Raw genomic sequence first — 23,881 nt, forward strand, 5'->3', positions numbered from 1 at the left:
TGCGGAGATGGAAAATGGAATGCAAAGTCAGCTGGAATGGCCCGTCGGGCATGAGTTTCCGGGCTCAAACGGGTTCCGGCCACATGGTGGTCATGGATGGCGCGCCGGAAGGCGGCGGCCACAATCTGGCGCCCCGTCCTATGGAAATGGTGTTGCTGGGGACGGGCGGCTGCACGGCGTATGACGTGGTATTGATCTTGAAACGGGGCCGTGAAGATGTGCAGGGTTGCGACGTGACCCTGAAGGCAGAGCGCGCGGACGTGGATCCGAAAGTGTTCACCAAAGTGCACTTCCACTTCACCGTGACGGGCAAGAATTTAAAACAGTCGGCGGTGGAACGTGCCGTCAACCTGTCGCATGAAAAGTATTGCTCGGCCTCGATCATGATGGCCAAGACGGCGGAAATTACGCACTCGTACGAAATCGTTGAGGTGTAATGATACGCACGGCGGATTTTATAAATCCGCCGTGCGTCAACGCGGCGCAAACATGGCGGGTTCGGCTCGGCGCCCCGCCCTTGTATTAAATGTAGTAAGCCGTCGACGTCATGATTTTGCCCATGACCGTCATTGCCATCCGCGCCGGCAGCGGCGCTTCTTCCGCGCCCAGCGCTTGCGCCTTTTCCCCGTGTTCGATTTCGTCCGTCTTCATCTGTTCGACGATGGCGCGCGACTTGGCATCTTGCGGCGGCAGTTTTTCCAGGTGGCTGGCCAAATGCGCCTCCACCTGCTTTTCCGTCTCGACGACAAAGCCCAGGCTGCGTGCATCCCCCATCACGGCAGCCACGGTGCCCAGCGCATACGCGCCCGCATAAAACAAGGGATTCAACACGCTGATTTGCGACCCCAGTTCGTGCAGGCGCTGCGCCGTCCACGCCAGATGGTCTTCTTCTTCACGCGACGCCTGTTCAAATTGCGCGCGGATTTCCTCGCTTTTCGCGAAGCGCGCCTGCGAGTTGTACAGCGCCTGCGCCATCACTTCACCCACGTGATTTACGCGCATCAAGCCTGCCGCGTGGCGCTGTTCGGATTCGCTCATGACGGCATCGTCGGCATGGGCTGCAGGATTCGGGCGCGATGCGGATGCGACACCGGCAACCACGCGCAGCGCCTTGTCAGCGGTGGCAATGAACCGGTCCAGGGGATGATGGTAACGGTTGGCAGACATGATGCAACTCTCTTGTAGCTCAGAAAGCACCATTATAAGCCGCCGGACTGCCCTTCCCTGAGAGCTTGAGCAGCCAACTCGGCTTCCCGTTCTTCGCGCAAGATGCGCTGCTTTTCTATCCAGTCCGCCACCGGGCCCCGCACGTCGATGCCGGACAAATCCTTGGCCACGCCCAGGTTCAGCCCCAGCAGGAAGGGAATGTTTTGCACCGGCACGCCGTCACAGTACTCATGGAACGCTTGCAAAAAGCGGGGCGAATCCACCACGCGGATGACTTTTTCGCCGCTCATATATTGCAGGATGCTGGTAATACTGTGGCCCTTGCCGATCGCGTGGTAAATAAACCGGTTGTATTCGCGGTCCAGCGCGGCAAAATCCAGTTTTTCCTTCGTCATCAGGCCGGACAGGTAATGCAAACCCAGGGCCACGCGGAAAAACCCCGTCGCTTCATCGCGGTCCACGCCGCTGCGGGTCACGGCCAGGATGTTTTCCTGGGTCGCGGCATCAAGAAAGGCATTCGGTTTCTTCATAGGCGAAACTATAGCGGCTTTTGCTTCTTGCGAGCCAGAATTTCGGCATGCTAATCTTGCAACCATTTTAATCACCGGGCGACCGCATGCTCGACGTACGAAATCTTGCCAAGCGTTTCCCCCACCCGGCCGCCAAGGGAAAATCCGCCCAGGCGCGCGACCCGCGCGACCATGACGGCTGGTTCCACGCAGTGCGCGACGTCAGCTTCCGTTGCGCTCCGGGCGAAGTACTGGGCTTGCTGGGACCAAATGGCGCCGGCAAGACCACAACGTTGCGGCTGCTGTCCACGGCGCTGAAGGCAGACCATGGCAGCGCCTGGGTCCATGGCGTCGATTTGTTGAAAGATCCGTTGGCGGCGCGCCAGCAAATCGGCTTCCTGTCCGGCTCCACGGGCTTGTATGGCCGCCTGACGGCGCGGGAAAACGTTGAATACTTTGGCCGCCTGCACGGCATGAGCGCGCCCTACCTGAAGCGCCGCTGCGATGAATTGTTCGAGCTGCTGGGCATGCATGAATATGCAAACAAGCGGGCCGACACCCTGTCGACGGGCATGAAACAGAAATGTGCGATTGCCCGCACTGTCGTGCACGAACCGCGCATCGTCATTCTCGACGAACCGACCACGGGGCTCGACGTGATGTCGGCAAAAATCCTGCTGGACTTCATCGCCGGCTATAAAGCACTGCAAGTGCCGCTGATTTTTTCCACGCACCATCTGCATGAAGTGGAAAAGCTGTGCGACCGCGTTTGCATCATCAACCGGGGCAAGACCGCATTCAATGGCACCGTCGATGAATTGCGCCACCTGGGCGGCAGTGCGGATTTGTACGACGCGTTTGTCAGCGTCATTCATCAAGAGATTTAAGCGGGAAGCCTGGCCATGTGGACCATTTATCTGAAAGAAATCCTGGAACTGGCGCGCGACCGCAAGACCCTGATCTTTACCATCCTGATCCCGATCCTCGCGGTTCCACTGATCTCGGGGCTGTTCGCGTATTTTTCATCTACCATGTTCGACAAGGCGCGCCGCGCGGAATTGCCCTATGCCGTCTTTGGCCAGCAATATGCGCCGGAACTGGCACAGCGCTTTGCCAATGAAAAAGGCTTCCGCGAAGTGCCGCTGGCCAGTGAGGCTGACATCCGCAAAGCGATTGACCAGGATGTCATCAAGTTTGCGCTGGTGATCCCGCCCGGCTACCGCGACCGTCTTGAAGGCCAGCGCCAGGCCGTGGTGGTGCTGCACTATAACAGCGCCGTCATGGTGGATGTGATCCGCAAACGGGTGCAGGCTGTGGTGGAAGCGCAGAACGGGGAATTGCGGGAAAGCGCGCTATCGTCGCTGAACCTGAGCCAGCAGCAACTGCGCTTTGCGTTGAATCCCATCCGCCTTGACGAACACTCGACGGCGGGCAAGCGCGAGCAAGTCGGGGCGCTGATCGGCGGCATGCTGCCGTATCTGTTGCTGACGGGCTGTCTGCTGGCGGCCATGTACCCGGCAATTGACCTGGGGGCGGGAGAAAAAGAACGGGGCACGCTGGAAACCCTGCTGCTGGCGCCCGTGCCTCGCGGCGCCATTGTGCTGGCCAAATTCCTTGTGCTGTTCACGGTGGGCCTGTTGTCATCGCTGCTGATGGTGGGCAGTATGAGCGCGCTGCTCTACCTGGCCAGCGCCATTTCGACGGATCCCTCCGTTGCCACCGCCCAAAGCGGCATGGCCGACCTGGCCGCCATGGTGCACGCCATCAGCGCCGGCGACATGGCGATGGTGGCGCTGATGCTGGTCCCGACGGCCGCAATTTTTGCGTCCATCCTGCTGTCGCTGTCGATCTATGCAAAAAGTTATAAAGAAGCCAGCGGCATGATTTCACCATTGACGCTGGTGACCTTGCTGCCGACCATGGCAGCCATGCTGCCCGGTGTCGAATTGAACTGGATGTGGGCCATGGTGCCGCTGACCAACGTGTCGCTGGCCATGAAAGAGTTGGTCAAGGGCACGATGGATTACCGCATGTTTGCGGTCATCCTGGCCTCCACCACGATGATTGCCGGCGCGCTGCTGGCGTTATGCCGCTGGTGGTTCAACCGCGAGCAAGTGCTTTTCCGAAATTAACCTCGGAAAATACTTACCGCCCCTCCCGGAATTTTCGCGTTCTGGCTGTCAGATTCCGCCGACTGTCGCAATGAAGCAACCGCTGTGTCGCAAATTCAATACAATGCGAGCATTGAAAAGTGGTAGTCAGTGTTGCATTGCAACAGGGCACAACAGGAGTCAGCATGGAATTACGCATCCGCAATTTGTCTAAAACCTATAGCAACGGTGTCGTGGCTTTGGACAATATTTCGCTCACGATCCCGGCCGGGATGTTCGGCTTGCTGGGCCCCAATGGGGCCGGCAAGTCGACGCTGATGCGGACGCTGGCGACGCTGCAGGAATGCGATGCGGGTTCTGTGTTTTTCGGCGACCTGGACGTGCTCGACGAAAAAGATGAAATCCGCCGCCTGCTGGGCTACCTGCCGCAAGACTTTGGCGTGTATCCGAAAGTGTCGGCCTATGAAATGCTGGACCACTTTGCCATCCTGAAGGGGTTGTCGCACCGGGGCCGCCGCCGCGAAGTGGTCGATGGCTTGCTGCAGCAAACCAATCTGTTTGAAGTGCGCCATCAAAAACTGGGCACGTTTTCCGGCGGCATGCGCCAGCGCTTCGGCATTGCGCAAGCGCTGCTGGGCGACCCGAAGCTCATTATCGTCGATGAACCGACAGCGGGCCTGGACCCGCAAGAACGGGTACGCTTCCATAACTTGCTGTCCGATATCGGCGACGACCGCACGGTGATCCTGTCCACGCACATTGTCAGCGACGTGGCCGACTTGTGCGCCAACATGGCCATCATTAATAAAGGCCATTTGCTGGTGGCCGGCGCCACGCAGCAATTGATCGATGACGTCAGCTGCAAAATCTGGGCGCGCTTCATCGACAAGCGCGACTTGCAGCAATTCCAGACCCGCCATGCCGTGATTTCCACCCGCCTGCTGTCCGGGCGCACGCTGATTCACGTGTACAGCGACGATGATCCGGGCGACGGTTTCGAGGAAGCCATCGGCGACCTGGAAGATTTGTATTTCGCCACCATCACCGGCCGCCATCACGCAGCCGACCGCTGCGATTAAGCGGAGCCGCGTATGTTTGCCATTGCGTATTTCGAAGCCCGCCAGCGTTTAAAACTGCTGTCGACATGGGTCTACTTCGGCATGTTCATGCTGCTGGCCATGCTGTGGATGGCTGCCGCCGGGGGCGTCTTCAAGGAAGCCATCGTGTCGTATGGCAGCCGCGTGGCCATCAATGCGCCCCGCTCCATCCTGCTGACCACCAGTTTCATCGGCTGCCTGGGCGTGATCGTGGTGGCGGCCATGGTGGGCCGCTCGGTGCAGCAGGATTTCGAATACGACATGCACCACTTCTTCTTCAGCGCGCCGATCCGCAAATACCAGTACATGTTTGGCCGCTTCCTGGGTGCTTCATTCGTGCTGGCCGTGGTCTTTGCCAGTATCTTGCTGGGCACGTGGCTGGGCGCTTTCCTGCCCGGCATCGATCCGGAGCGGCTGGGGCCGACGCCGTGGGTGGCGTGGCTGATTCCGTATTGCTTCACGCTGCTGCCCAATATCTTCATCTTTGGCGCCGTGTTCTTTGTCGTGGCTGCGCTGACGCGCCGCATGCTGCCTGTGTATATTTCCAGCGTCGTCATGCTGATCGGCTACCTGGTGGCGCCGGGACTGGCGCGCGACCTCGACTATAAAACCCTGGCCGCGCTGATCGACCCGTTCGGCACCACGGCCGTGATCCGCCTGACGGAATACTGGCCGATCGCAGAACGCAACGCCCGCCTCGTGCTGCCGGAAGGCGTGTACCTCGTGAACCGCCTGATCTGGGCGTCGTTCGCACTGGTGACCTTGATGCTGGGCTATTGGCGCTTCCACTTTGTCGCCACCATCGACAGTGGCCGCAATGCCGCCCGCAACGAGGGCGATGAACCGCCGCGGCTGTCCGCCACCGCTGCCGATACGCGTGAAAAGCCGGACTTCCAGGCCCGCAGCCTGGGCTTGCTACTGCTGCGTAACAGCTGGCTGAATTTGCGCGAAACCGTCAAGAACGTGTATTTCGCCGTCATCGTGCTGGCCGGTGTGCTGCTGATGTTTGCCACCGCGCTCGATCCGCACACGCTGGGCGTGAAGACTTATCCCGTCACCTACCTGGTGCTGGAACAGATCACGAAAATGTTCACGCTGTTCATGCTGGTCATCACCACGTTCTATGCGGGTGAACTGGTGTGGCGCGAACGGGAAAACCGCACGGCGCAAATGTTCGACGCCATGCCGGTGCCGAACTGGCTGCCGCTGCTGTCCCGCCTGTTTGGCTTGATCGGCTTGCAGGGCTTGCTGCTGGTGGTGGTCATGCTGTGCGGGATGACGATCCAGCTGTTCAAAGGCTACTTCGACATTCAGCCCGGCCTGTACCTGCACAACCTGTTCCTCGTACAGTGGCCGCAATATGCGCTGGTGGCCGTGCTGGCGATGGCGCTGCAAGTGCTGATCAACCATAAATACCTGGCGTACTTCGCCATGATCCTGTACTACGCGGCCACCATCACGGCGGCCGCACTGGGCCTCGACCACCCGCTGCTGGTGTATGGCACGTCGCCGGAATTTACTTATTCCGACATGAATGGCTATGGCAGCTACCTGGTGCGCGAGCGGTGGTTCTTGCTGTACTGGAGCGGCGCGGCGCTGGCGCTGGTGGTGCTGTCGGTGCTGTTCTGGGCCCGCGGCAGCAATACGGAATGGCGCCAGCGCGTGCAACTGGCGCGCCACGGTTTGACCTTGCCGGTACTGGCCGCGTTCACCCTGGCGGCCACCATATTTATCGGCGCCGGCAGCGTGCTGTTCTACGACTTGCAAGTGGCGGGCGATTACAAATCCGCGTACCGCCAGGATGCGGAGCGCGCTGATTACGAACGCAAATACAAGGCGCTGGCTGACGTGGCGCAGCCCCGTATTACCGATGTGCGGCTGGGTGTCGCCATCGAGCCGGAACAGCGCACGCTGCGCGTCAAGGGCCAGTACATCCTGGAAAACAAGACAGCCCGGCCGCTGGCGGAAATCCACGTGACGCAAGATACGCGCGCCGACATGCAGCCGCTGCGCTTCGGCCAGGTGGCCAAACTGGTGCGTGCCGACCGCGAACTGGGCTTCTCGACGTATGCACTGTCGACGCCGCTGGCGCCCGGCGCGAAAATGCCGCTGGACTTTGAACTGGTGTATGCGCCGAAAGGCTTGTTTGGCCTGTGCCAGGATTTGCCCGTCATCGGCAACGGCACCTTCTTCAACAACAGCCTGCTGCCGCACATCGGCTACCAGCGCGCCATGGAATTGCGCGACCCGCGCGACCGTAAAAAGCATGGCTTGACGGCCCAGGAACGCGCGCTGCCACGCGATGACCCGAAAGGGCTGGCCAACAATTACGTTGGTTCCGATGCGGACTGGGTCACGTTCGACGCCGTCATCAGCACGGCGCCGGACCAGACAGCCGTCGCGCCGGGCATCCTGGAAAAAGAGTGGAATGCCAAAGGCCGCCGCTATTTCCACTACAAGATGGACAAGCCAATCCTGAACTTCTACGCCTTCCAGTCGGCCCGCTATGCGGTCAAGCACGACTGGTGGCAAGACACGGGCATTGAAATCTATTACCACCCGGGCCACGAATTCAACCTGGATCGCTTCAACAAAAGCGTCAAGGCGTCGCTTGAGTATTACACGAAGAATTTCAGCCCGTACCAGCACCGCATCTTGCGCATCGTGGAATTCCCCCGCTATGCCGCATTTGCCCAGTCCTACCCGAACACGATTCCGTATTCGGAATCCATGGGTTTCATTGCCAAAGTCGATGAGCGCAATCCGAAAGACGTGGATTTCCCGTTCTATGTGACGGCGCACGAAGTGGCGCACCAGTGGTGGGCGCACCAGCTGGTGGGCGGCAATACGCGCGGGGCGACCGTGCTGTCGGAAACCCTGTCGGAGTATTCCGCGCTGATGGTGATGAAAAAGCAGTTCGGCCCGGACCGCATGCGCCGCTTCCTGCGTTATGACCTGGACCGCTACCTGTTGGGCCGCGCGCTGGAAAACAGCAAGGAATTGCCGCTGGCCGACAATGAAAACCAGGATTACATCCACTACCGCAAGGGCAGCCTGGCGATGTACCTGTTGCAGGACATTATTGGTGAAGACAAGGTCAATGACGTGCTGCGCAACTTGCTGCAGCAGTATGCCTACCATACGTCGCCTTACCCCAGCGTGAACGTGCTGGTCGATGGCTTGCGCAAGGTGACGCCGCCGGACCAGGCTTATTTGATCGACGACTTGTTCAATGCCATCGTGCTGTACGATAACCGCGCCCTCTCCGCCACCATGCGCAAGCTGCCGGGCGGGAAATATGAAGTCACGCTGAAAGTCCACGCCAGCAAGCTGAAGTCCGATGAACTGGGCGCGGAAAAAGACGTGCCGGTCGCGGACTTGATCGACATCGGCGTAGACGACAAGGATGGCAACAGCTTGCTGCGTGAGCGCAAGCTAATCAAGAGCAAGGAATCGACTTATGTGGTGACCGTGTCGGGCCGGCCGGCCAAGGCGGGCATCGATCCGGACAACAAGCTCATCGACCGCAAGCCGGATGACAACATGATTGCGGTGGAGACGGACCAATAACCAGTATTTGCAAAAGAGCAATAAATGTCAAATGCAAAGTTCTTTCCGTCCAATTAAGAGTATATTTTCACAATTGAACCTACCAAAGCACAACTTCAATGCTAATTTGGCTGCTCAGAAAGTTATCCAAACCCTTTCTTCTCTGTGAATTAAATTTACTAATAAAACACGTACAGTCCATTGAAAAATCATTGGCAACAGGAAAAATTGCGCACCCATCATTATGCGCACAACAAATGTTAGTTTCAGCAGAAGATCATCGAGCGTCAAAACATTGCGGAGTTGACGGAATTGCTATTCTACGAGCTATTTTTGTTCGGCTACTTTATGGACGCAGAGAGGGCGCCAGCACCATTGAACAACAGGTAATACGAGTAATTACTAATCAATATCAAATATCTTTTCGCCGGAAAGCAAAGGAGATATTCCTCGCCATTTTATTGACTGAGCACATTGAAAAAAATAGATTTCCTGCCATATACCTAACCATAGCTTATTATGGGACAGGCATGATAGGGTATGAGGCGGCTTGTTCACTGCTCGGTTGCGAACACAACGCTGAGGATCCTGTAATAGCGGCAAAAATCGTGTCCCGTTTGAAATATCCTCAGCCAAGATTGCTTTCAAAGGACAGAATTAACCTTATTTCTCAGCGAGAAGCACACCTTATCAAACTATATAATAAACATCGCCACAAGGGAATTTATGAATATCTCAACTATCGGCCCTTTCTCTCTCGTGAACAAGAGCTTGCAAGATTTAGCTCAGCACCCTGATGCAGAAATTTTCAAATCCATAGTTATGAATTCATCATTACGTGAAAGGGAAACACTAGTACGGCTTTGGTTAACCGAAGGAATTCCTTATGCATTTAAAAGTAGCGCAGCAACATATGATGAAATGAGAAGATGGCTTGCGGCTAGGTTAAGAGTACACTCAAAGGATGTCACGCTTGTTGGAAGTGCCCGAATTGGCTTCTCGATGAAACCAACTGTTTTCGGTCGAGCATTTGGAAAAACATCGGATCTTGATCTAACCATTGTAAATCAAGATCTCTTTAATGCCTGTCAAGCTGACGCTGAGAAATTTTCATTTGATTTCTCAGAAAGTCAAATCATCCCAAGAAGTGAAACCCAAAAAAGAAACTGGGAAGACAGCGTCCGTAGACTTCCTTCTATGATAAAAATGGGATTCATCGATACTTATCTATATCCCGGGAACGAAAACTACTCTGTCGTTAAAGGAATTAAAGACACAATGTGGCGACTAACGGAACGTTTAAAAAAAACACCTGATGTCCCTGCTCCAACTAAAGTAACTGCAAGAGTTTACCGAGATTGGGATGCGCTAATTGAGCGCATCTCTTTTAATTTAGCAAGTGCCCAGAAAGAGTTGTCTACAGCGCCGTCAATATCCACACATGGCAGGTCCTTAGAACCCGCCATACATGCGTGACGTAAACTCCCGCATACATGCTATGCCACCAAGCGAGCGCGAACTTTACGTTCGGCGATGGCCGAGGGTTCCCTGCCACCCGCCACAACCCGCAGCGCAGGCTGGCTGGAACCCTCCGCCAGCCGGAACACGCTCATGGCCTGCGCCAGCGCTTCCGCCTGCTCGCGCAACGCTTCCGCCGCCCCTGCCGACTCTTCCACCAGCGCTGCATTTTGCTGCGTGGCCTGGTCCATCTGCACCACGGCTTCGTTCACCAGTTCAATGCCCGCGCTTTGTTCGCGGCTGGCAGTCGTGATGTCCGCCATGATGTCCGTGACTTTGCGGATACTGCCGACCACATCGCCCATCGTCACGCCCGCCTGTTCCACCAGGCGGCTGCCCGCATCGACCTTGCCGGCCGATTCATCAATCAGCGCCTTGATTTCATGCGCAGCCTGCGCGCAGCGCTGCGCCAGCGTCCGCACTTCATTGGCCACGACGGCAAAGCCGCGCCCCTGCTCACCGGCGCGCGCCGCTTCCACCGCCGCATTCAGCGCCAGGATATTGGTCTGGAAGGCGATGCTGTCAATCACGCCCGTAATGTCGGCAATCTTGCGCGCCGATGCATTGATTTCCTCCATCGTCGCGACCACTTGCTCCACGACGGCGCCGCCCCGCTCGGCCACGCCGGAGGCTTCCAGCGCCAGCGCATTGGCTTGCTGCGCATGGCCCGCATTGTTGCGTACCGTGGCCGTCAATTCTTCCATGGCCGATGCGGTTTCTTCCAGGTTGCCGGCCTGGCGCTCCGTGCGGCAAGACAGGTCGGCATTGCCGGCAGCGATCTGGCCTGCCGCCGCCGCCACCTGCTCGGTACCGGCGCGCACTTCCGCCACCACGCTGGCCAGGCCGGTATTCATGGTCTTCAACGCTTGCAGCAAACGGCCCGCTTCATCGTTGCGGTCCACCACGATGTCGCTGCGCAAATCATTGGCCGCCACGGCGCACGCGATTTCCACTGCGCGCTGCAGCGGACGCGTAATGCCCACCGTCAGCCGCCACGCGCACAGCGCGCCCAGCACCAGCACGACAGCGCCAAAGCCCAGCATGAATATGCGGTCCTGCTGATACGCTTGATGGATTTGTTCGGCATTGTTATCGATGCGCTTGCGCTGCATATCCAGCAGGCCGGACAACGCATCCAGATATGCTTTCGAGTCCGGCATGAATTGCTGTTCCAGCAGCGTTGCCGCTTCGTCCAGCTTGCCCTCTTTCTTCAGTGCGACAATGCCGTCGCGGCTCGCAAGGTAGCGCTTGCGCGCTTCCTTCATACGCTCGAACAGCGCCTTTTCTTCCGCGGTATCGAGCAGCGCTTCCACTTGCTTTTGCAATTCATTGACCTGGCTGGTCGACGATGCCGCTTCCGCAGCAAAGAACGGGCCCAGCGACGGGTCAGCGCTTTTCGAGATGGCCGTGGTACGGCGCACGCTGGTGTGGATCAGACGGTACCAGTCGCTGATCATGCGTTCTTTCGCCAGCGGTTGCTGCATCATCCCGTGCGTGGCTTCCGCCACGGTTTGCATATTGCGCAAGCCAGTGGCCAGCATCAATAAAGCCAGCAGCAATACGAGACCAAAACCGCCTGCCAGGCGGGCGCCTATGTTCATGTTTTTCATGTTTTCTTTCTTAAATCAAACGCGGCGGCGGCCTTGGAGTATGGCGCTGGGCGTTCAAGGGGAACCACGGAGGCAAGCTGAAAGCGTTGCAGGTGAGACTGAATACGGAACTGCCGGAAAGTGATGACACTTTACCCAAATTCAGAAAAAAATTCTTCGTGGAAAGTACGTAGCCGCCGCGGCAATGCTGCGGCGGCAATGTTGACGCAAGATTCAAGCGTAAGTACTGAACGAACTGACGACCGACTGGTTGTACGTATTGGCCACGGCCGTGCTGGCTAAGCCGGGCCGCGCTTTCAATGTATTGGCCCACGACGCCGTGGCGGGCGCACCGTTCAGCGTGGGCAGCAGCGGTGCGCCTGTATATGCGCCGGATGCTTGCGGCGGCTGCGCCAGGGTCGCGGCAATTTGCTGGTTTTGCAATTGCTGCGTATCGCCTTGGTGCGCATCACCTTGCTGATATATGCCTTCATCCGGAATGGCAGGTGCCGCGGGCAAAGCGCCCGCCTGCTTCAAGGTGCTCAGCAAACCTGCCGCCGTGTACACCTGCGTAGACGATTTCGCGCCACCCAGCGTGGCCACCACACTGGCGTTTTCCGACAGGCTGACAGCCACCGTCGGCAACAGCGCATTGTCATTGCCGGTTTCTTCCACCGGCGGCGGCTGGTAGACGGTGTATCCGGGCAGCGGGTTGAGGGGCGAAATCATTGGATGACTCCTTTGATTTCAATATAGATGGGTAAGGCGGGCAGTCAAGCGTGCGGGGGTGCTCCGCAGCGCTGCACCAGTTGCCGCAGCCAGGAAGCAGCCCGTTCGCCGTCATAGACCAGCGCGGCCTGTTCCTGGCACGTGAACGCGGCATCCTGCACGTCAATGCGCACCAGCGCCGCATCATCGAGCGCGAAATCCGGCAGATACGCCAGTGCCGTACCGGATTTCACGAACGCCAGCAGCAGTTGCAAATCATCCGTCCAGTAGCGTATGCGGCGCGGCAACTGGTCTTCGCGCCAGCCGTCGGAACGGGCGCCGCGCCGTTCGCCGCAAAACAGCGAATGCGACGGGCAGGCGAAATCGTGTTGCAAGACCTGGGCTGCCGTCGCGTGCAGCACGGTAGCCGGCAGAACGGCGCCGGTGGGCTGGTCATGGGCGCCCCCGCCTGCACGTTGGTCATGGCGCCTGGCGTCACTCCCGCCCGATGCCATCAGCGCTTGCACCAGCGGGTGGCCAAGCCCGGCAACAAGATGCTGCGCCAGCGTGCCCAACGGCGCGACTTCCCACGCTGCCGACCACTGCGCGCCTTTACCATCCAGCACTTCACCCGTGACGACGGCCGCCTGCACATCCCCGCGCGCCAGCGCCGCCAGCGCGTCATCTTCAAACATGGCTTGCATGTGCAGGCTGGCTTCCGGATAGGGCCGCAATGCTGCAGCCAGCGCTTCCCCATGCCGCCACAGCAGGATTGCCGGACCAGCAATGCGGCAATCAATCACGGCATGGTCGCCCTGGACATCCGCTTTCGCCTGTTCCGCCATGGCCAACAGCGCCTGTGCACGGGGCAGCAGCAGCGCGCCACTGGCATTGAGCACCAGTTGCCGCGCGCTGCGATCGAACAGGGGTTTGCCTAAACTGTCTTCCAGGCGGCGCAAGGCTTTCGACACTGCTGATGGCGTCAAATGCATTTCCAGCCCCACGTCCGCCAAAGTCGGCTGGCGGGCGGCGCTGGCGAAAATACGCAAGTCCGTCAAGTTCATGTTTCCAACCGGGACATCAAAAGTGAATTTAAGTTGCTTTACGCGATACAAACACGAGCATACCATTTCCGCATGAAAACCCTGCTGACTACCCTCGCTTTACTGGCGTCTACGCCCGTCGTGGCCGATCATGGCCCCACCTACGGCGAACACGGCATGGCCCTGTTCGGCGGCAACGACGCCTTGTATGCGTCGCATTTGCCGATGTTTCACGTTCCGCACGATTACCAGGTCGTGTTACAAATCCATTTGGCCGATCCCGCGCTGGATAGGGCAGTAAAAAAGCGCCTGGACGGCAAAACCGCGCTGTGGACCGTGGACCCGGAGAAATTCGACCTGGACCGCTTGCAGCCTGGCGCACCGGCCCCGTTGCAGCGCTTCCAGGCCGACCTGGTACAGGGCCACTTTGAACAAGGCGGTAAAACCGAATACCGGAGCGCCACCGTTATCATCGATAAGGTATGGTTGTTCCGGAAGCTGTCGCCTGAGGTCAGAACCCGTGCCGTGGCCCGATATGTGCAAGTTGGCAACGGTACACAGCGCTACCTCATCAAGGAGATCGACAGCCGCCCTGATTTCGATCATATTGTTTCGTACCGCGCGTCTGCCCGCGCTTCCACGTTGCCGGTGACAATCGCCAGGAATGGCGTGTCGGAGCCGGATGCGAAAGCGCTGGCTGCGGCGCTCAATGCACTTCCGTCCGCCATACGCGGCACGGTTTATTACTACACGGACGACTTACGCTGATGACCGTGCCGTCGATTTACCAGGGGTTGTGGCGCCGGACCGGTATCCGGCGCAGCAACGGCAACACGGATACCACGACCCAGGTGTGGTGGTTCCAGGCTGCCCGTTTCCACATCGACCTGCGTATTCCCATCGACCGTCCCGATCCCGCCAGCCGTACCCACATCGTCAAATACCTGCCCCAGCAACTGGCCCGCTTCGGCGCACAAACAGGCTTTGCCGGCACCACCGTGGTGGAAGGCAACCATTGCGAATGGCACCCTGAAATTGCGTTCCCATGGGTCAGCGACGTGCCGGACGCCGGCTGGATGCGCTTTGACAGCGACGATGCGCTGCATGAAACCGCCGATGACGGCAGCTATGAAGAAGATTGGGAGCGTGTCGCTTCCGGCCCCATGGTCGGCGTGCGGCTGGAAGATCCCCATGCCGGCACGTTCGCCTACCTGATCGCCAATGACTTGTGGATGGCCTGGGCTTGCGGCCGCCCGGACGACCATTACGACCAGGGCGCCCCGCTGTCGTCGCCGTGGAGCGAATTCACGGTGCTGAAAAAAGGCATCCACTGGCGCGTGATGGCATCGAACATGCCGTGGCTGGAAGGCGCCGAAGTTCCCCAGGCTGACGGCCTGGACTGCGAACATATCGCACAGTGGGCGGTGGGCTCGGCAAAGCTGTTGCCGTTTGCACATGAACTGACGTGGCGGGTACTGGATATCACAGTCGACTAGCCGGGCCGGCCTGATGTTGCGCCGGAAGAAATTGTCAAATGCCGTTACACTGATGGTTGCACTAACTCCAACCACAAGCTGTTGACTGTTTTTCCCAGAACTCTACGCCTGCTTGCAGGCATGCTGCTGGCATGCATGCTGGCCACCTCACTTCCCGCTGCCGCCACGACGGCGGCGCCCCCGGCCAGCCGCTTGCTGGCAGATTATGCGCACACGCGCTGGAACGGTTTGCAGGGCGCACCGCGCGATGTGCTGAAATTCGCACAAACCCAGGATGGCTGGCTGTGGATGGCGACCCAGGCGGGCTTGTACCGCTTCGACGGCGTCGCATTTGAGCGCATGGACAGCGTGCAAGGCCATCACCTGTTATCGAGCAACGTGCTGGGTTTGCTGGCCGCGTCGGATGGGCGCTTTTTTGTCGGCTACCGCTTTGGCGGCATCAGTCTGTTCGCCCATGGCGCCATGCACAACTTTGGCGAAGCGGAAGGGTTGCCAACCGGGATCGTCATGAGCATCACGGAAGGCCCGGACGGATCCGTGTGGGCCGCCACCGGCGGCGGACTGGCGGTGTTGCGTCAAGGTGCGGCACGCTTTGACAGGGTGGGGACCGAAAGCGGCCTGCCGCCAGGTATCGCGCGGCAAGTGCTGTTCAGCCCTTCCGGGCGCATGTGGGTTTCCGTCATCGGCGGCATTTATTACCGCGATCCGGGCCAGCAGCGCTTCACCCGCTCCTGGCCGCTGCTGGACTTGATGGGCATGGCGGAAAGCCCCGACGGCACGCTGTGGGGCGGCGATGGCGTCAACCGCTATTACCGGGTCTATGCGGAAGCGCCACGCGGCCGCGCTGCGCCGGTGGCTGAACTGGACGGCAATGGCATGTTCTTTGACCGCAGCGGCGCCATGTGGCTGCTGAAATCGCACGGGCTGGAATTGCGGCGCGGCGACTGGCGTGCCGCCCCTGGCGCGGGCCAGCAACTGACGACGGACAATGGCATCAGCGGTCCGCTGCCGCAAACGTATTTTGAAGACCGCGAAGGCACCGTGTGGATCGGCACCAGTACAGGGCTGGACCGCTTGCGCCGCAACCGCATCCATACGCTGCCTGTCGCGGCGCCGTTTGACCACCCGGCCATGGCGCCGCTGGCCGGCGGCGGCATGCTGGTCGGGGATGGTTCGCAGAATCAAACGCTGCACGCCACGGCGCAAGGTTCACTCACTAAAATATTCGGCCGCCCTTACTCCGCCAGCTACACCACCGCCGATGGCGCACTGTGGATGGCCGACAGTACCGAGATACGGCGCATGGAAGGCAACCGTGCCGCCTGGCGCATCGCGTTGCCCAAGCGTGACGCCACGGCGCAGGCGCTGGTGGTCGACAGCGAAGGCCGGCCATGGATCTCGCTGATGCGCGACGGGCTGCACCGGCTGGAAGGCGGCGCCTGGCAGCGCAATGGCGGGCTGGCCGCATTGCCGGCACAGCGCGATGCGCTGGCCATGACGCTGGCTGTCGATGACGGCGGCAACGTGTGGGCCGGCTACTTGCGCAACCGGATTGCCAGGATAGACCGCCGCGACCACGTGCGCCTGTTCACCGATGCGGACGGACTGGAACTGGGCAATGTGCAGGCGCTGCGCCCCGATGGCCCGCGCCTGTGGGCCGGCGGCGAATTCGGCCTGGCGCTGCTTGACGCTGGCAAGGTATTCCACATTGCCGGCAAGGGCGGCAATGCATTCCGCGGCATATCCGGCATCGTCCGGACTGGCGCCGGCGAACTATGGCTGCATGGCGCGGATGGCGCCATCCGCATCGCCGCTGCCGACGTGGCGCGCGTGCTGAAAGACCCGTCATGGCAGGTCCCCTTCGAACGCTTCGACGGCCTCGATGGCTTGCTGGGCAGCGCCGAACAGGTGCACCCGCTGCCATCGCTGGCGCAAGACAGCGGCGGACGGCTGTGGTTTGCCACGGTCAGCGATATTGCCACGATCGATCCGGCAGCAATTCCCCGCAACGGCCATGCGCCGCCCGTGCAAATCCGGGCCGTGCAATCGAATGGCCGCAACTACCCCGTCTTGCCGGGCGTCGTGCTTCCCCGGGGCAGCAGCGATTTGCAGCTGGCGTTTACAGCGTTAAGCCTGGCCATGCCGGAACGGGTGCGTTTCCGCTACCGGCTGCAAGGCGTGGACCGCGACTGGCAAGATGCCGATGGGCGGCGCTCCGCCTTTTATACGAACCTGCCGCCAGGCAGCTACCGCTTCGACGTTAGCGCCGCCAATGAAGACGGCGTGTGGAACAACGAAGGCGCGTCGGTCCACATCACCATTCCACCCCTGTTCACGCAAACACCGTGGTTCGTCGCGCTGCTGGCCATGGCCGGTGCGCTGCTGTTATGGGGCATGTACGTGCTGCGCGTGCGCCATTTGACGGCCCGCATGCACGACCGCCTGCAAGTAAGGCTGCGCGAACGGGCCCGCATTGCGCGCGGCCTGCATGACACGTTGCTGCAAAGCGTGCAAAGCCTGATCATGTTCTTCGACCGCCAGGCGCAGGCGCTGCCGTGCGATATGCAGGAGCGCAAAAAGATTGAACAAACGCTGGAGCTGGCGGACCAGCTGATGATCGAAGGCCGCGACTACATTATGGAGTTGCGCAGCGGCGATGCGCCGGGCGACCTCGTGTCCGTGCTGACCGACTACGGCAGCGTGCTGCTGCATGAGCGGCTGCATACCAGCGTGCAGGGCCATCCCCGCGCGCTGCAGCCGCACGTGCACAGCGAAGTGCATGCGATTGCGCGCGAAGCGCTGTTCAATGCTGCGCGCCATGCACAGGCGGCCCGCGTGGAACTGGCGCTGGAATATGGGCCGGACTGCTTTACATTGCACATCCAGGACAATGGCTGCGGCCTGGCGCGCGACGTCGCGCGTACCCACTCCCGTCCCGGCCACTTCGGCCTGGTCGGCATGCGCGAACGGGCCACGGCAATTGGCGCCGCATTCACCGTCAATTCGATGCCGGACCAGGGCACGGCAATCCGCCTGTCGCTGGACGCCAGGCTGGCCTATGTGGAACGGCGCGGCGCGTGGCTGGCGCGTTTCCTGCCGGGACGCGGCCGGGCTGGCGCAGCGCCTTGCGGCATCGAAGAGTGACACGCTTTTCGTCCCTCCCCCGATCGAGGTAGCCCATCCTGCCCCTTAGGGCCGATTCCCCGCAGCGGCCCTGTTGTTACGCTCTCAAGTGTGCATTTTTTACATTTCACTTGAACTGAGGGCGTCCATGACCAACAAAACTTCCCCCGCCAATCCGCGCCGCCGCCACGCTCTCGTGGGCGCGGCGGTTGCCGCTGCTGCCGCACCTATGGCAGGCGCGGCTCCTGCCAAAGGCGCTGCCAATGGCGCCGCCAAAGGCCACGCCAGCTTCGCGGGCACCATCATCACGCGCGATGGCGTATCGCTGTATTACAAGGACTGGGGCCCGCGCGACGGCCAACCCATCGTGTTCAGCCACGGCTGGCCGCTGTCGTCGGACAGCTGGGAATCGCAAATGATATTCCTGGCCAGCCAGGGCTACCGCTGCATCGCCCATGACCGCCGTGGCCATGGCCGTTCCAGCCAGCCGTGGGATGGCAACGACATGGACCATTACGCTGACGACCTGGCGCAAGTGCTCGACACGCTGGACATCAAAAACGCCGTGCTGGTGGGCTTTTCCACCGGTGGCGGCGAAGTGGCGCGCTATATCGGCCGCCATGGCAGCAAGCGCGTGGCAAAAGCCGTGCTGGTGGCTGCCGTGCCGCCATTGATGCTGAAAACCCCCGCCAATCCGGGCGGCTTGCCCATGTCCGTCTTCGATGGCATCCGCGCAGGTTCGCTGGCGGACCGCTCGCAGCTGTACCTCGACATTGCCGGCGGCCCGTTCTATGGCTTCAACCGTCCGGGCGCAAAAGTATCGCAAGGCTTGATCAATGCATGGTGGGCGCAAGGCATGCAGGGCGGCCACAAGAACATGTATGACTGCATCAAGGCGTTTTCGGAAACCGACTTCACGGAAGACCTGAAGAAAATCACTGTGCCGACCCTGATCGTGCATGGCGACGATGACCAGATCGTGCCCATCGATGCGGCCGGCCGTGCATCGGCCAGGCTGGTGAAAGGTTCGACGTTGCTTGTGTATGCCGGTGCGCCGCACGGCCTGACCGATACCCATAAAGACAAATTGAATGCCGACCTGCTGGCATTCATCAAAGCTTGATTCACCAGCCCTTCCCCCAACCAAGGAACCATGCCATGACCATTACCGCCACCCCAACGCCAGGCGCCCTGCTGCTGTCGCCACAGGATCACACGCTGATCATGATCGACCACCAGTCGCAAATGTCGTTCGCCACGCATTCGATCGACGCCGTCACCCTGCGCAACAATGCCGCGCTGGTGGCGCACGCTGCCGCCGGGTTCAATGTATCGGCCATCCTCACCACCGTGGCCGAGAAAAGTTTTTCCGGCCCCATGTTTGATGAAATCAAGGAAGCCTTCCCGCGCGCGGAAGCCATCGACCGCACGTCGATGAATACGTGGGAAGACGCCAACGTCATCAAACAAGTCAATGCGATCGGCAAGAAACGCATTGTGCTGGCGGGCTTGTGGACGTCTGTGTGCATCGTCGGTCCGGCACTATCCGCGCTGGACCAGGGCTTTGAAGTGTACGTGATTGCCGATGCCTGCGGCGACGTGTCGCTGGAAGCGCATGAACGCGCAATGGACCGCATGGTGCAGGCTGGCGCACGCCCGATCACGTCGCTGCAATATATGCTGGAACTGCAACGCGACTGGGCCCGCACGGAAACCTATGACCTGACCACCTGCATCGCGAAGAAATTCGGCGGCGCTTACGGCTTGGGTATTATTTACGCGAAGTCCATGTTCAACGCGCACGAAGGCTAAGGCTAAAACATGAAGCTGTATCTCGCCTCGCTGGCTGCCGGCCTGCTGGTCGGCATTATCTACGGAGTGCTGAACGTGCGCTCCCCGGCGCCGCCGGTGGTGGCGCTGGTCGGGTTGCTTGGCATCCTGCTAGGCGAGCAGTTGCCTCCTTTGATCAAACAATGGAGGCAACTGCCCACCGCGCATAGCGCGAGGCTCGATCAGCAAATGAGGCCCCCACTGGTTAAACTGTGGAGGCTACCGGCTGAAGCGCGCACTGCCTGGCTTAATGAACAAGTCAAGCCGCACTGCTTCGGCCAATTGCCCGGAGCTTCCGCCAACTCCACTTCGGAGGTGAAAACGTCATGAACGCTCCACGCTACCCAGACCTGATCCTGCATAACGGCCGTTTCACGACGCTGGACCGCACCAATCCCACGGCCAATGCCGTCGCGATCCGCGATGGCCGCTTTACCGATGTCGGCGATGCGCGCGCCATCCTGCCGCTGGCGGGGCCGGCCACGAACATCATTGATTTGCAGGGCCGCCCCGTGCTGCCCGGCTTGATCGACAACCACCTGCACCTGATCCGCGGCGGTTTGAACTACAACATGGAATTGCGGTGGGACGGCGTGCGCAGCCTGGCCGATGCGATGGCCATGTTGCGCGCCCAGGTGGCCATCACCCCCGCGCCGCAATGGGTGCGCGTGGTGGGCGGGTTCACGGAACACCAGTTCGCGGAAAAGCGCTTGCCGACATTGGAAGAATTGAATGCGGCAGCGCCGGATACACCGGTATTCATCCTGCACCTGTATGACCGCGCCTTGCTCAATGGCGCCGCGCTGCGCGCCGTCGGCTACACGAAAGACACGCCGGAACCGCCGGGCGGGCAAATCCTGCGCGACAGTGCGGGCAACCCGACCGGCCTGCTGCTGGCCAAGCCCAATGCATCGATCCTGTACGCGACATTGGCGAAAGGCCCGAAACTGCCGCCGGACTACCAAAAGAATTCCACACGCCACTTCATGCGCGAGTTGAACCGCCTTGGTGTCACCGGCGCGCTCGATGCGGGCGGCGGCTTCCAGAATTATCCGGATGATTACCAGATCATTGAAGAACTGGCGAAAGAAGGCGCGCTGACCGTTCGCCTCGCATACAACCTGTTCACGCAAAAGCCCAAGGAAGAAAAAGACGATTTCCTGAAATGGACGGCGTCGAGCAAATACCAGCAAGGCGACGATTATTTCCGCCATAACGGCGCCGGTGAAATGCTGGTGTTTTCCGCCGCCGACTTTGAAGACTTCCGCCAGCCGCGCCCCGACATGGCGCCCAATATGGAAGACGACCTGGAAGGCGTGGTGCGCATCCTGGCGCAAAACCGCTGGCCGTGGCGCATGCATGCAACGTATGACGAAACGATTTCCCGCGCGCTGGATGTGTTCGAGAAGGTCAACAAGGACATCCCGCTACAAGGCTTGCACTGGTTCTTCGACCATGCGGAAACCATTTCGCCGCAATCGATCGACCGCATAGCCGCGCTGGGCGGCGGCGTCGCCGTGCAGCACCGCATGGCATACCAGGGCGAATATTTTGTCGAGCGCTATGGCGCAGCGGCTGCGGAAGCCACGCCGCCCGTCGCGCATATGCTGCGTTCCGGCGTCAATGTGTCGGCCGGCACCGACGCCACGCGCGTCGCGTCGTACAACCCGTGGGTGTCGCTGTCATGGCTGGTGACGGGACAGACGGTCGGCGGCTTGCGCATCACACCGCGCCACAATTGCCTGGACCGCGATGAAGCGCTGCGCATGTGGACGGAAAACGTCACGTGGTTTTCCAATGAAGTGGGCAAGAAAGGCCGCATCGCGCCCGGCATGCTGGCGGACCTGCTGGTGCCGGACCGCGATTTCTTCACGTGCGCGGAAAGCGACATCGCCGACACGACTTCGCTGCTGACGATGGTGGGCGGCAAAGTCGTGTATGCGGCAGGACCGTTTGCGGATTACGATGCACCGATTCCGCCCGCCATGCCGGACTGGTCGCCCGTGCGGCGCTATGGCGGCTTTGCCGCGTGGGGAGCGAAAACCGCACCGGCCGTGCAGCAGGCGGCATGCGGCTGTTCCAGCCGTTGCGGCATGCATGGCCACCAGCACGCCACCGCATGGACCAAATCGCTACCCGTGTCGGACTTGAAAAGTTTCTGGGGCGCGCTGGGATGCTCGTGCTGGGCAGTTTGATGTTACAGCGACAGGAAGCCCCGCTTCAGCGCCAAGGTCACCGCATGCGTGCGGTCATTGGCGCCCAGCTTGGACAGGATCGTGCGCATATGCGCCTTCACGGTTTCTTCGGCGATCGCCAGCTGCAGCGCAATGCGCTTGTTGGAATTGCCGGCCGCAGCACAGCGCAGCACCTCTGTTTCGCGGTCGCTGAGCATGGCGTCGCCCATGTGCTGCGCCAGTTCCATCGCAATCTCGGATGGCACGTGGCGCAAGCCCGCATGCACGGCGCGCACGGCATCGAGCAGGTCCTTGCGCACGCTGCTTTTCAACAGGAAGCCGGATGCGCCGGCCTGCAATGCGCGCCGGATTTGCGCATCGCCTTTATAGGTGGTCAACATCAGCACGCGGGCGTGGGAAAAATCGTGGCGGATGGTTTGCAGCGCCGTCACGCCGCACATGTCCGGCATCGCGATATCCATGATGGTGACATCGGGCCGGCAAGCGGCAAAGGCATCGACGGCCGCGCGGCCATCGCCCGCTTCACCTGCCACGCACATGTCAGGTTGCGCCGCGATGGTTTCGGCCAGGCCGGCGCGCAGCAGCGGGTGGTCATCCACGACCAGCACACGGATCGGCGCTGCGGAAGAAACTGGATCGTACGGGCTCACGCGATACCTCCTGCGGGCGCTGTGGAACATGCGGGCAATATAACAAGACATTGCCTTACCGGCAACGTTATCACCCACGCCTACCTCGATCGAGGTAGGTATTCTTCATCCGGAGTCCCATCATGACGCCCCCCTCCCGCTGGTGCGCGCTGCTGCATTCGCCGTTCGTGCACTGGCTATGTTTGCTGATGCTGTGTGCCGCTTACCTGCAAGGCGGCTTGACCAAGCTGGCCGGCTTCGATGGCGCGGTCGCCGAGATGCGCCACTTCGGCTTGTCCCCGGCCGGCCCCATGGCCGTGCTGGTGATTGCCGGTGAACTGGGCGCGTCGCTGCTTGTGCTGACGGGCCGCGCGCGCTGGCTGGGTGCGGCCGGACTGGCGCTGTTCACGCTGGCCGCCACCCTGGTCGCCAACCGCTATTGGGAAATGCAGGGCATGGAGCGCTTCATGGCGGCCAATGCGTTTTACGAACACCTGGGACTGGCCGGCGCATTCGTGCTGGTCGCGTGCCAGGACCTGGACCGGCGCCAACGCACATGAGCACGGAACCTTCGCGCAATACCGGTGCGCTGCTGAGTTTCCTGGCCGGCTATGCCGATACCGTGGGCTTCGTCGGCCTGGGCGGCTTGTTCACAGCGCACGTGACGGGCAACTTCGTGCTGCTCGGGTATGCGCTGGTGGGGCCCGTGCAGGGCATCGTGCCCAAGCTGCTGGCTTTCCCCGTATTCGTGCTGGCCATTGCCGCCACACGCTTGCTGATCGGACGCTGGCAGCAGCAAGGCAATCCGGCGCTGTCGTATGCCATGGCCTTGCAGGCAGCGCTGCTGGCCAGTGCGGCAGCCGCCGCATGGCTGGGCGGCCCCGTCACGGCGCCCGATACGCCGGCCGCACTGGCGTGCGGCATGCTGTGCGTGGCCGCGATGGCGGCGCAAAACGCGTATGGCAAGCTGCTGTTGCCGCAGTTGCCCGCCACCACCGTCATGACAGGCAATGTCACGCAACTGGTGATTGCCATGACCGATGCGCGGGGCGGCAACTGGCCGCCTGCCGCCGGCAACGTGCTGGCCGGCGTGCTCGGGTTTGCCGCCGGCGCCGGCTGCGGCGCATGGCTGGCGCATCGCTCGCTGCCGCTGGCCATGCTGTCCGCCGGCGCTCTGCCGCTGCTGCTGGCGTGGCGGATGCGGCACGCAGCCTGACACCTTATCCCCTCTTCAAGCCGGCCATGCGCCGGCTTTTTTCGTTTACACAACACTAAAACATAACGTGTGCTTTTCTGCCACGTTTACGTAGTAATATT

22 protein-coding genes are annotated in these 23,881 nt (G+C 60.7%); 16 read left to right on the top strand and 6 right to left on the bottom strand.

The features are described from left to right. Positions 1-14 precede the first annotated feature (14 nt). Entirely contained in the window at positions 15-437 is a 423-nt protein-coding gene (locus GM668_RS07985) for an OsmC family protein (RefSeq protein WP_155438407.1), read from the top strand. Between the two features lie 85 nt (positions 438-522). Here GM668_RS07985 and coq7 read toward each other — a convergent pair whose 3' ends face one another. Together coq7 and GM668_RS07995 are read right to left on the bottom strand one after the other, a co-directional pair. Continuing rightward, positions 523-1,167: a 2-polyprenyl-3-methyl-6-methoxy-1,4-benzoquinone monooxygenase gene (gene coq7 / locus GM668_RS07990; RefSeq protein ID WP_155438408.1), complete on the bottom strand. Its 645-nt coding sequence runs from the start codon at positions 1,165-1,167 to the stop codon at positions 523-525. A gap of 32 nt (positions 1,168-1,199) precedes the next feature. After that, positions 1,200-1,697, bottom strand: coding sequence for a hypothetical protein (locus tag GM668_RS07995; RefSeq protein WP_155438409.1), 498 nt, complete (start codon positions 1,695-1,697; stop codon positions 1,200-1,202). 86 nt (positions 1,698-1,783) lie between these two features. On the opposite strand from GM668_RS07995, the gene GM668_RS08000 reads away from it, so the two are divergent. From GM668_RS08000 to GM668_RS08025, 6 genes are all read left to right on the top strand, one after another. Next, a complete protein-coding gene (locus GM668_RS08000) occupies positions 1,784-2,563 on the top strand; it encodes an ABC transporter ATP-binding protein (protein WP_155438410.1) in 780 nt (259 codons plus the stop codon). A 15-nt stretch (positions 2,564-2,578) separates the two neighbouring features. Further along, complete coding sequence (locus tag GM668_RS08005) at positions 2,579-3,808, top strand: ABC transporter permease (RefSeq protein WP_155438411.1); 1,230 nt, start codon at positions 2,579-2,581, stop codon at positions 3,806-3,808. A 164-nt stretch (positions 3,809-3,972) separates the two neighbouring features. After that, complete coding sequence (locus tag GM668_RS08010; protein ID WP_155438412.1) at positions 3,973-4,866, top strand: ABC transporter ATP-binding protein; 894 nt, start codon at positions 3,973-3,975, stop codon at positions 4,864-4,866. 12 nt (positions 4,867-4,878) lie between these two features. Further along, positions 4,879-8,454: a M1 family aminopeptidase gene (locus GM668_RS08015; RefSeq protein WP_155438413.1), complete on the top strand. Its 3,576-nt coding sequence runs from the start codon at positions 4,879-4,881 to the stop codon at positions 8,452-8,454. A 98-nt stretch (positions 8,455-8,552) separates the two neighbouring features. After that, positions 8,553-9,230, top strand: a complete 678-nt coding sequence (locus tag GM668_RS08020) for a transglycosylase domain-containing protein (protein ID WP_155438414.1) — start codon at positions 8,553-8,555, stop codon at positions 9,228-9,230. Next, complete coding sequence (locus GM668_RS08025) at positions 9,160-9,909, top strand: hypothetical protein (RefSeq protein WP_155438415.1); 750 nt, start codon at positions 9,160-9,162, stop codon at positions 9,907-9,909. Before GM668_RS08020 ends, GM668_RS08025 begins: the two co-directional genes overlap by 71 nt. Before the next feature lie 20 nt (positions 9,910-9,929). Here GM668_RS08025 and GM668_RS08030 read toward each other — a convergent pair whose 3' ends face one another. The 3 genes from GM668_RS08030 to GM668_RS08040 form a co-directional block, all read right to left on the bottom strand. After that, entirely contained in the window at positions 9,930-11,561 is a 1,632-nt protein-coding gene (locus GM668_RS08030; RefSeq protein WP_155438416.1) for a methyl-accepting chemotaxis protein, read from the bottom strand. Between the two features lie 213 nt (positions 11,562-11,774). Beyond that, positions 11,775-12,269, bottom strand: a complete 495-nt coding sequence (locus tag GM668_RS08035) for a hypothetical protein (protein ID WP_155438417.1) — start codon at positions 12,267-12,269, stop codon at positions 11,775-11,777. Between the two features lie 44 nt (positions 12,270-12,313). Further along, positions 12,314-13,312 carry a LysR family transcriptional regulator gene (locus GM668_RS08040; protein WP_155438418.1) on the bottom strand — a complete coding sequence of 333 codons (999 nt, stop codon included), beginning with the start codon at positions 13,310-13,312 and terminating at the stop codon, positions 12,314-12,316. Between the two features lie 72 nt (positions 13,313-13,384). Between GM668_RS08040 and GM668_RS08045 the strand changes: the two genes are divergently transcribed. From GM668_RS08045 to GM668_RS08075, 7 genes are all read left to right on the top strand, one after another. Next, entirely contained in the window at positions 13,385-14,059 is a 675-nt protein-coding gene (locus GM668_RS08045; RefSeq protein WP_155438419.1) for a hypothetical protein, read from the top strand. Further along, positions 14,059-14,787, top strand: a complete 729-nt coding sequence (locus GM668_RS08050; RefSeq protein WP_155438420.1) for a hypothetical protein — start codon at positions 14,059-14,061, stop codon at positions 14,785-14,787. The genes GM668_RS08045 and GM668_RS08050 overlap by 1 nt, the downstream gene beginning before the upstream one ends. A 135-nt stretch (positions 14,788-14,922) precedes the next feature. Next, on the top strand, positions 14,923-17,931 hold the full coding sequence (locus tag GM668_RS08055; protein WP_170305546.1) for a sensor histidine kinase: 3,009 nt from the start codon (positions 14,923-14,925) through the stop codon (positions 17,929-17,931). 127 nt (positions 17,932-18,058) lie between these two features. Then, positions 18,059-19,033, top strand: coding sequence for an alpha/beta fold hydrolase (locus GM668_RS08060; protein ID WP_155438422.1), 975 nt, complete (start codon positions 18,059-18,061; stop codon positions 19,031-19,033). A gap of 35 nt (positions 19,034-19,068) precedes the next feature. Then, the gene (locus GM668_RS08065; protein WP_155438423.1) at positions 19,069-19,722 is read left to right on the top strand and encodes a hydrolase; all 654 of its coding nucleotides are present in this window, start codon (positions 19,069-19,071) and stop codon (positions 19,720-19,722) included. Positions 19,723-19,731: 9 nt separating this feature from the next. Then, a complete protein-coding gene (locus tag GM668_RS08070; protein WP_155438424.1) occupies positions 19,732-20,070 on the top strand; it encodes a DUF1427 family protein in 339 nt (112 codons plus the stop codon). Continuing rightward, entirely contained in the window at positions 20,067-21,935 is a 1,869-nt protein-coding gene (locus GM668_RS08075; RefSeq protein WP_155438425.1) for an amidohydrolase, read from the top strand. The genes GM668_RS08070 and GM668_RS08075 overlap by 4 nt, the downstream gene beginning before the upstream one ends. A gap of 2 nt (positions 21,936-21,937) precedes the next feature. On the opposite strand, the gene GM668_RS08080 is transcribed toward GM668_RS08075, so the two are convergent. Next, positions 21,938-22,585, bottom strand: coding sequence for a response regulator transcription factor (locus GM668_RS08080; RefSeq protein ID WP_371868659.1), 648 nt, complete (start codon positions 22,583-22,585; stop codon positions 21,938-21,940). A gap of 122 nt (positions 22,586-22,707) precedes the next feature. On the opposite strand from GM668_RS08080, the gene GM668_RS08085 reads away from it, so the two are divergent. Then, a complete protein-coding gene (locus tag GM668_RS08085; protein ID WP_155438426.1) occupies positions 22,708-23,124 on the top strand; it encodes a DoxX family protein in 417 nt (138 codons plus the stop codon). After that, complete coding sequence (locus tag GM668_RS08090; RefSeq protein ID WP_155438427.1) at positions 23,121-23,780, top strand: YoaK family protein; 660 nt, start codon at positions 23,121-23,123, stop codon at positions 23,778-23,780. Before GM668_RS08085 ends, GM668_RS08090 begins: the two co-directional genes overlap by 4 nt. Positions 23,781-23,881 lie beyond the last annotated feature (101 nt).

Origin of the sequence: Pseudoduganella ginsengisoli, from assembly GCF_009720865.1 — a bacterium.
GTDB lineage: Bacteria > Pseudomonadota > Gammaproteobacteria > Burkholderiales > Burkholderiaceae_D > Rugamonas > Rugamonas ginsengisoli.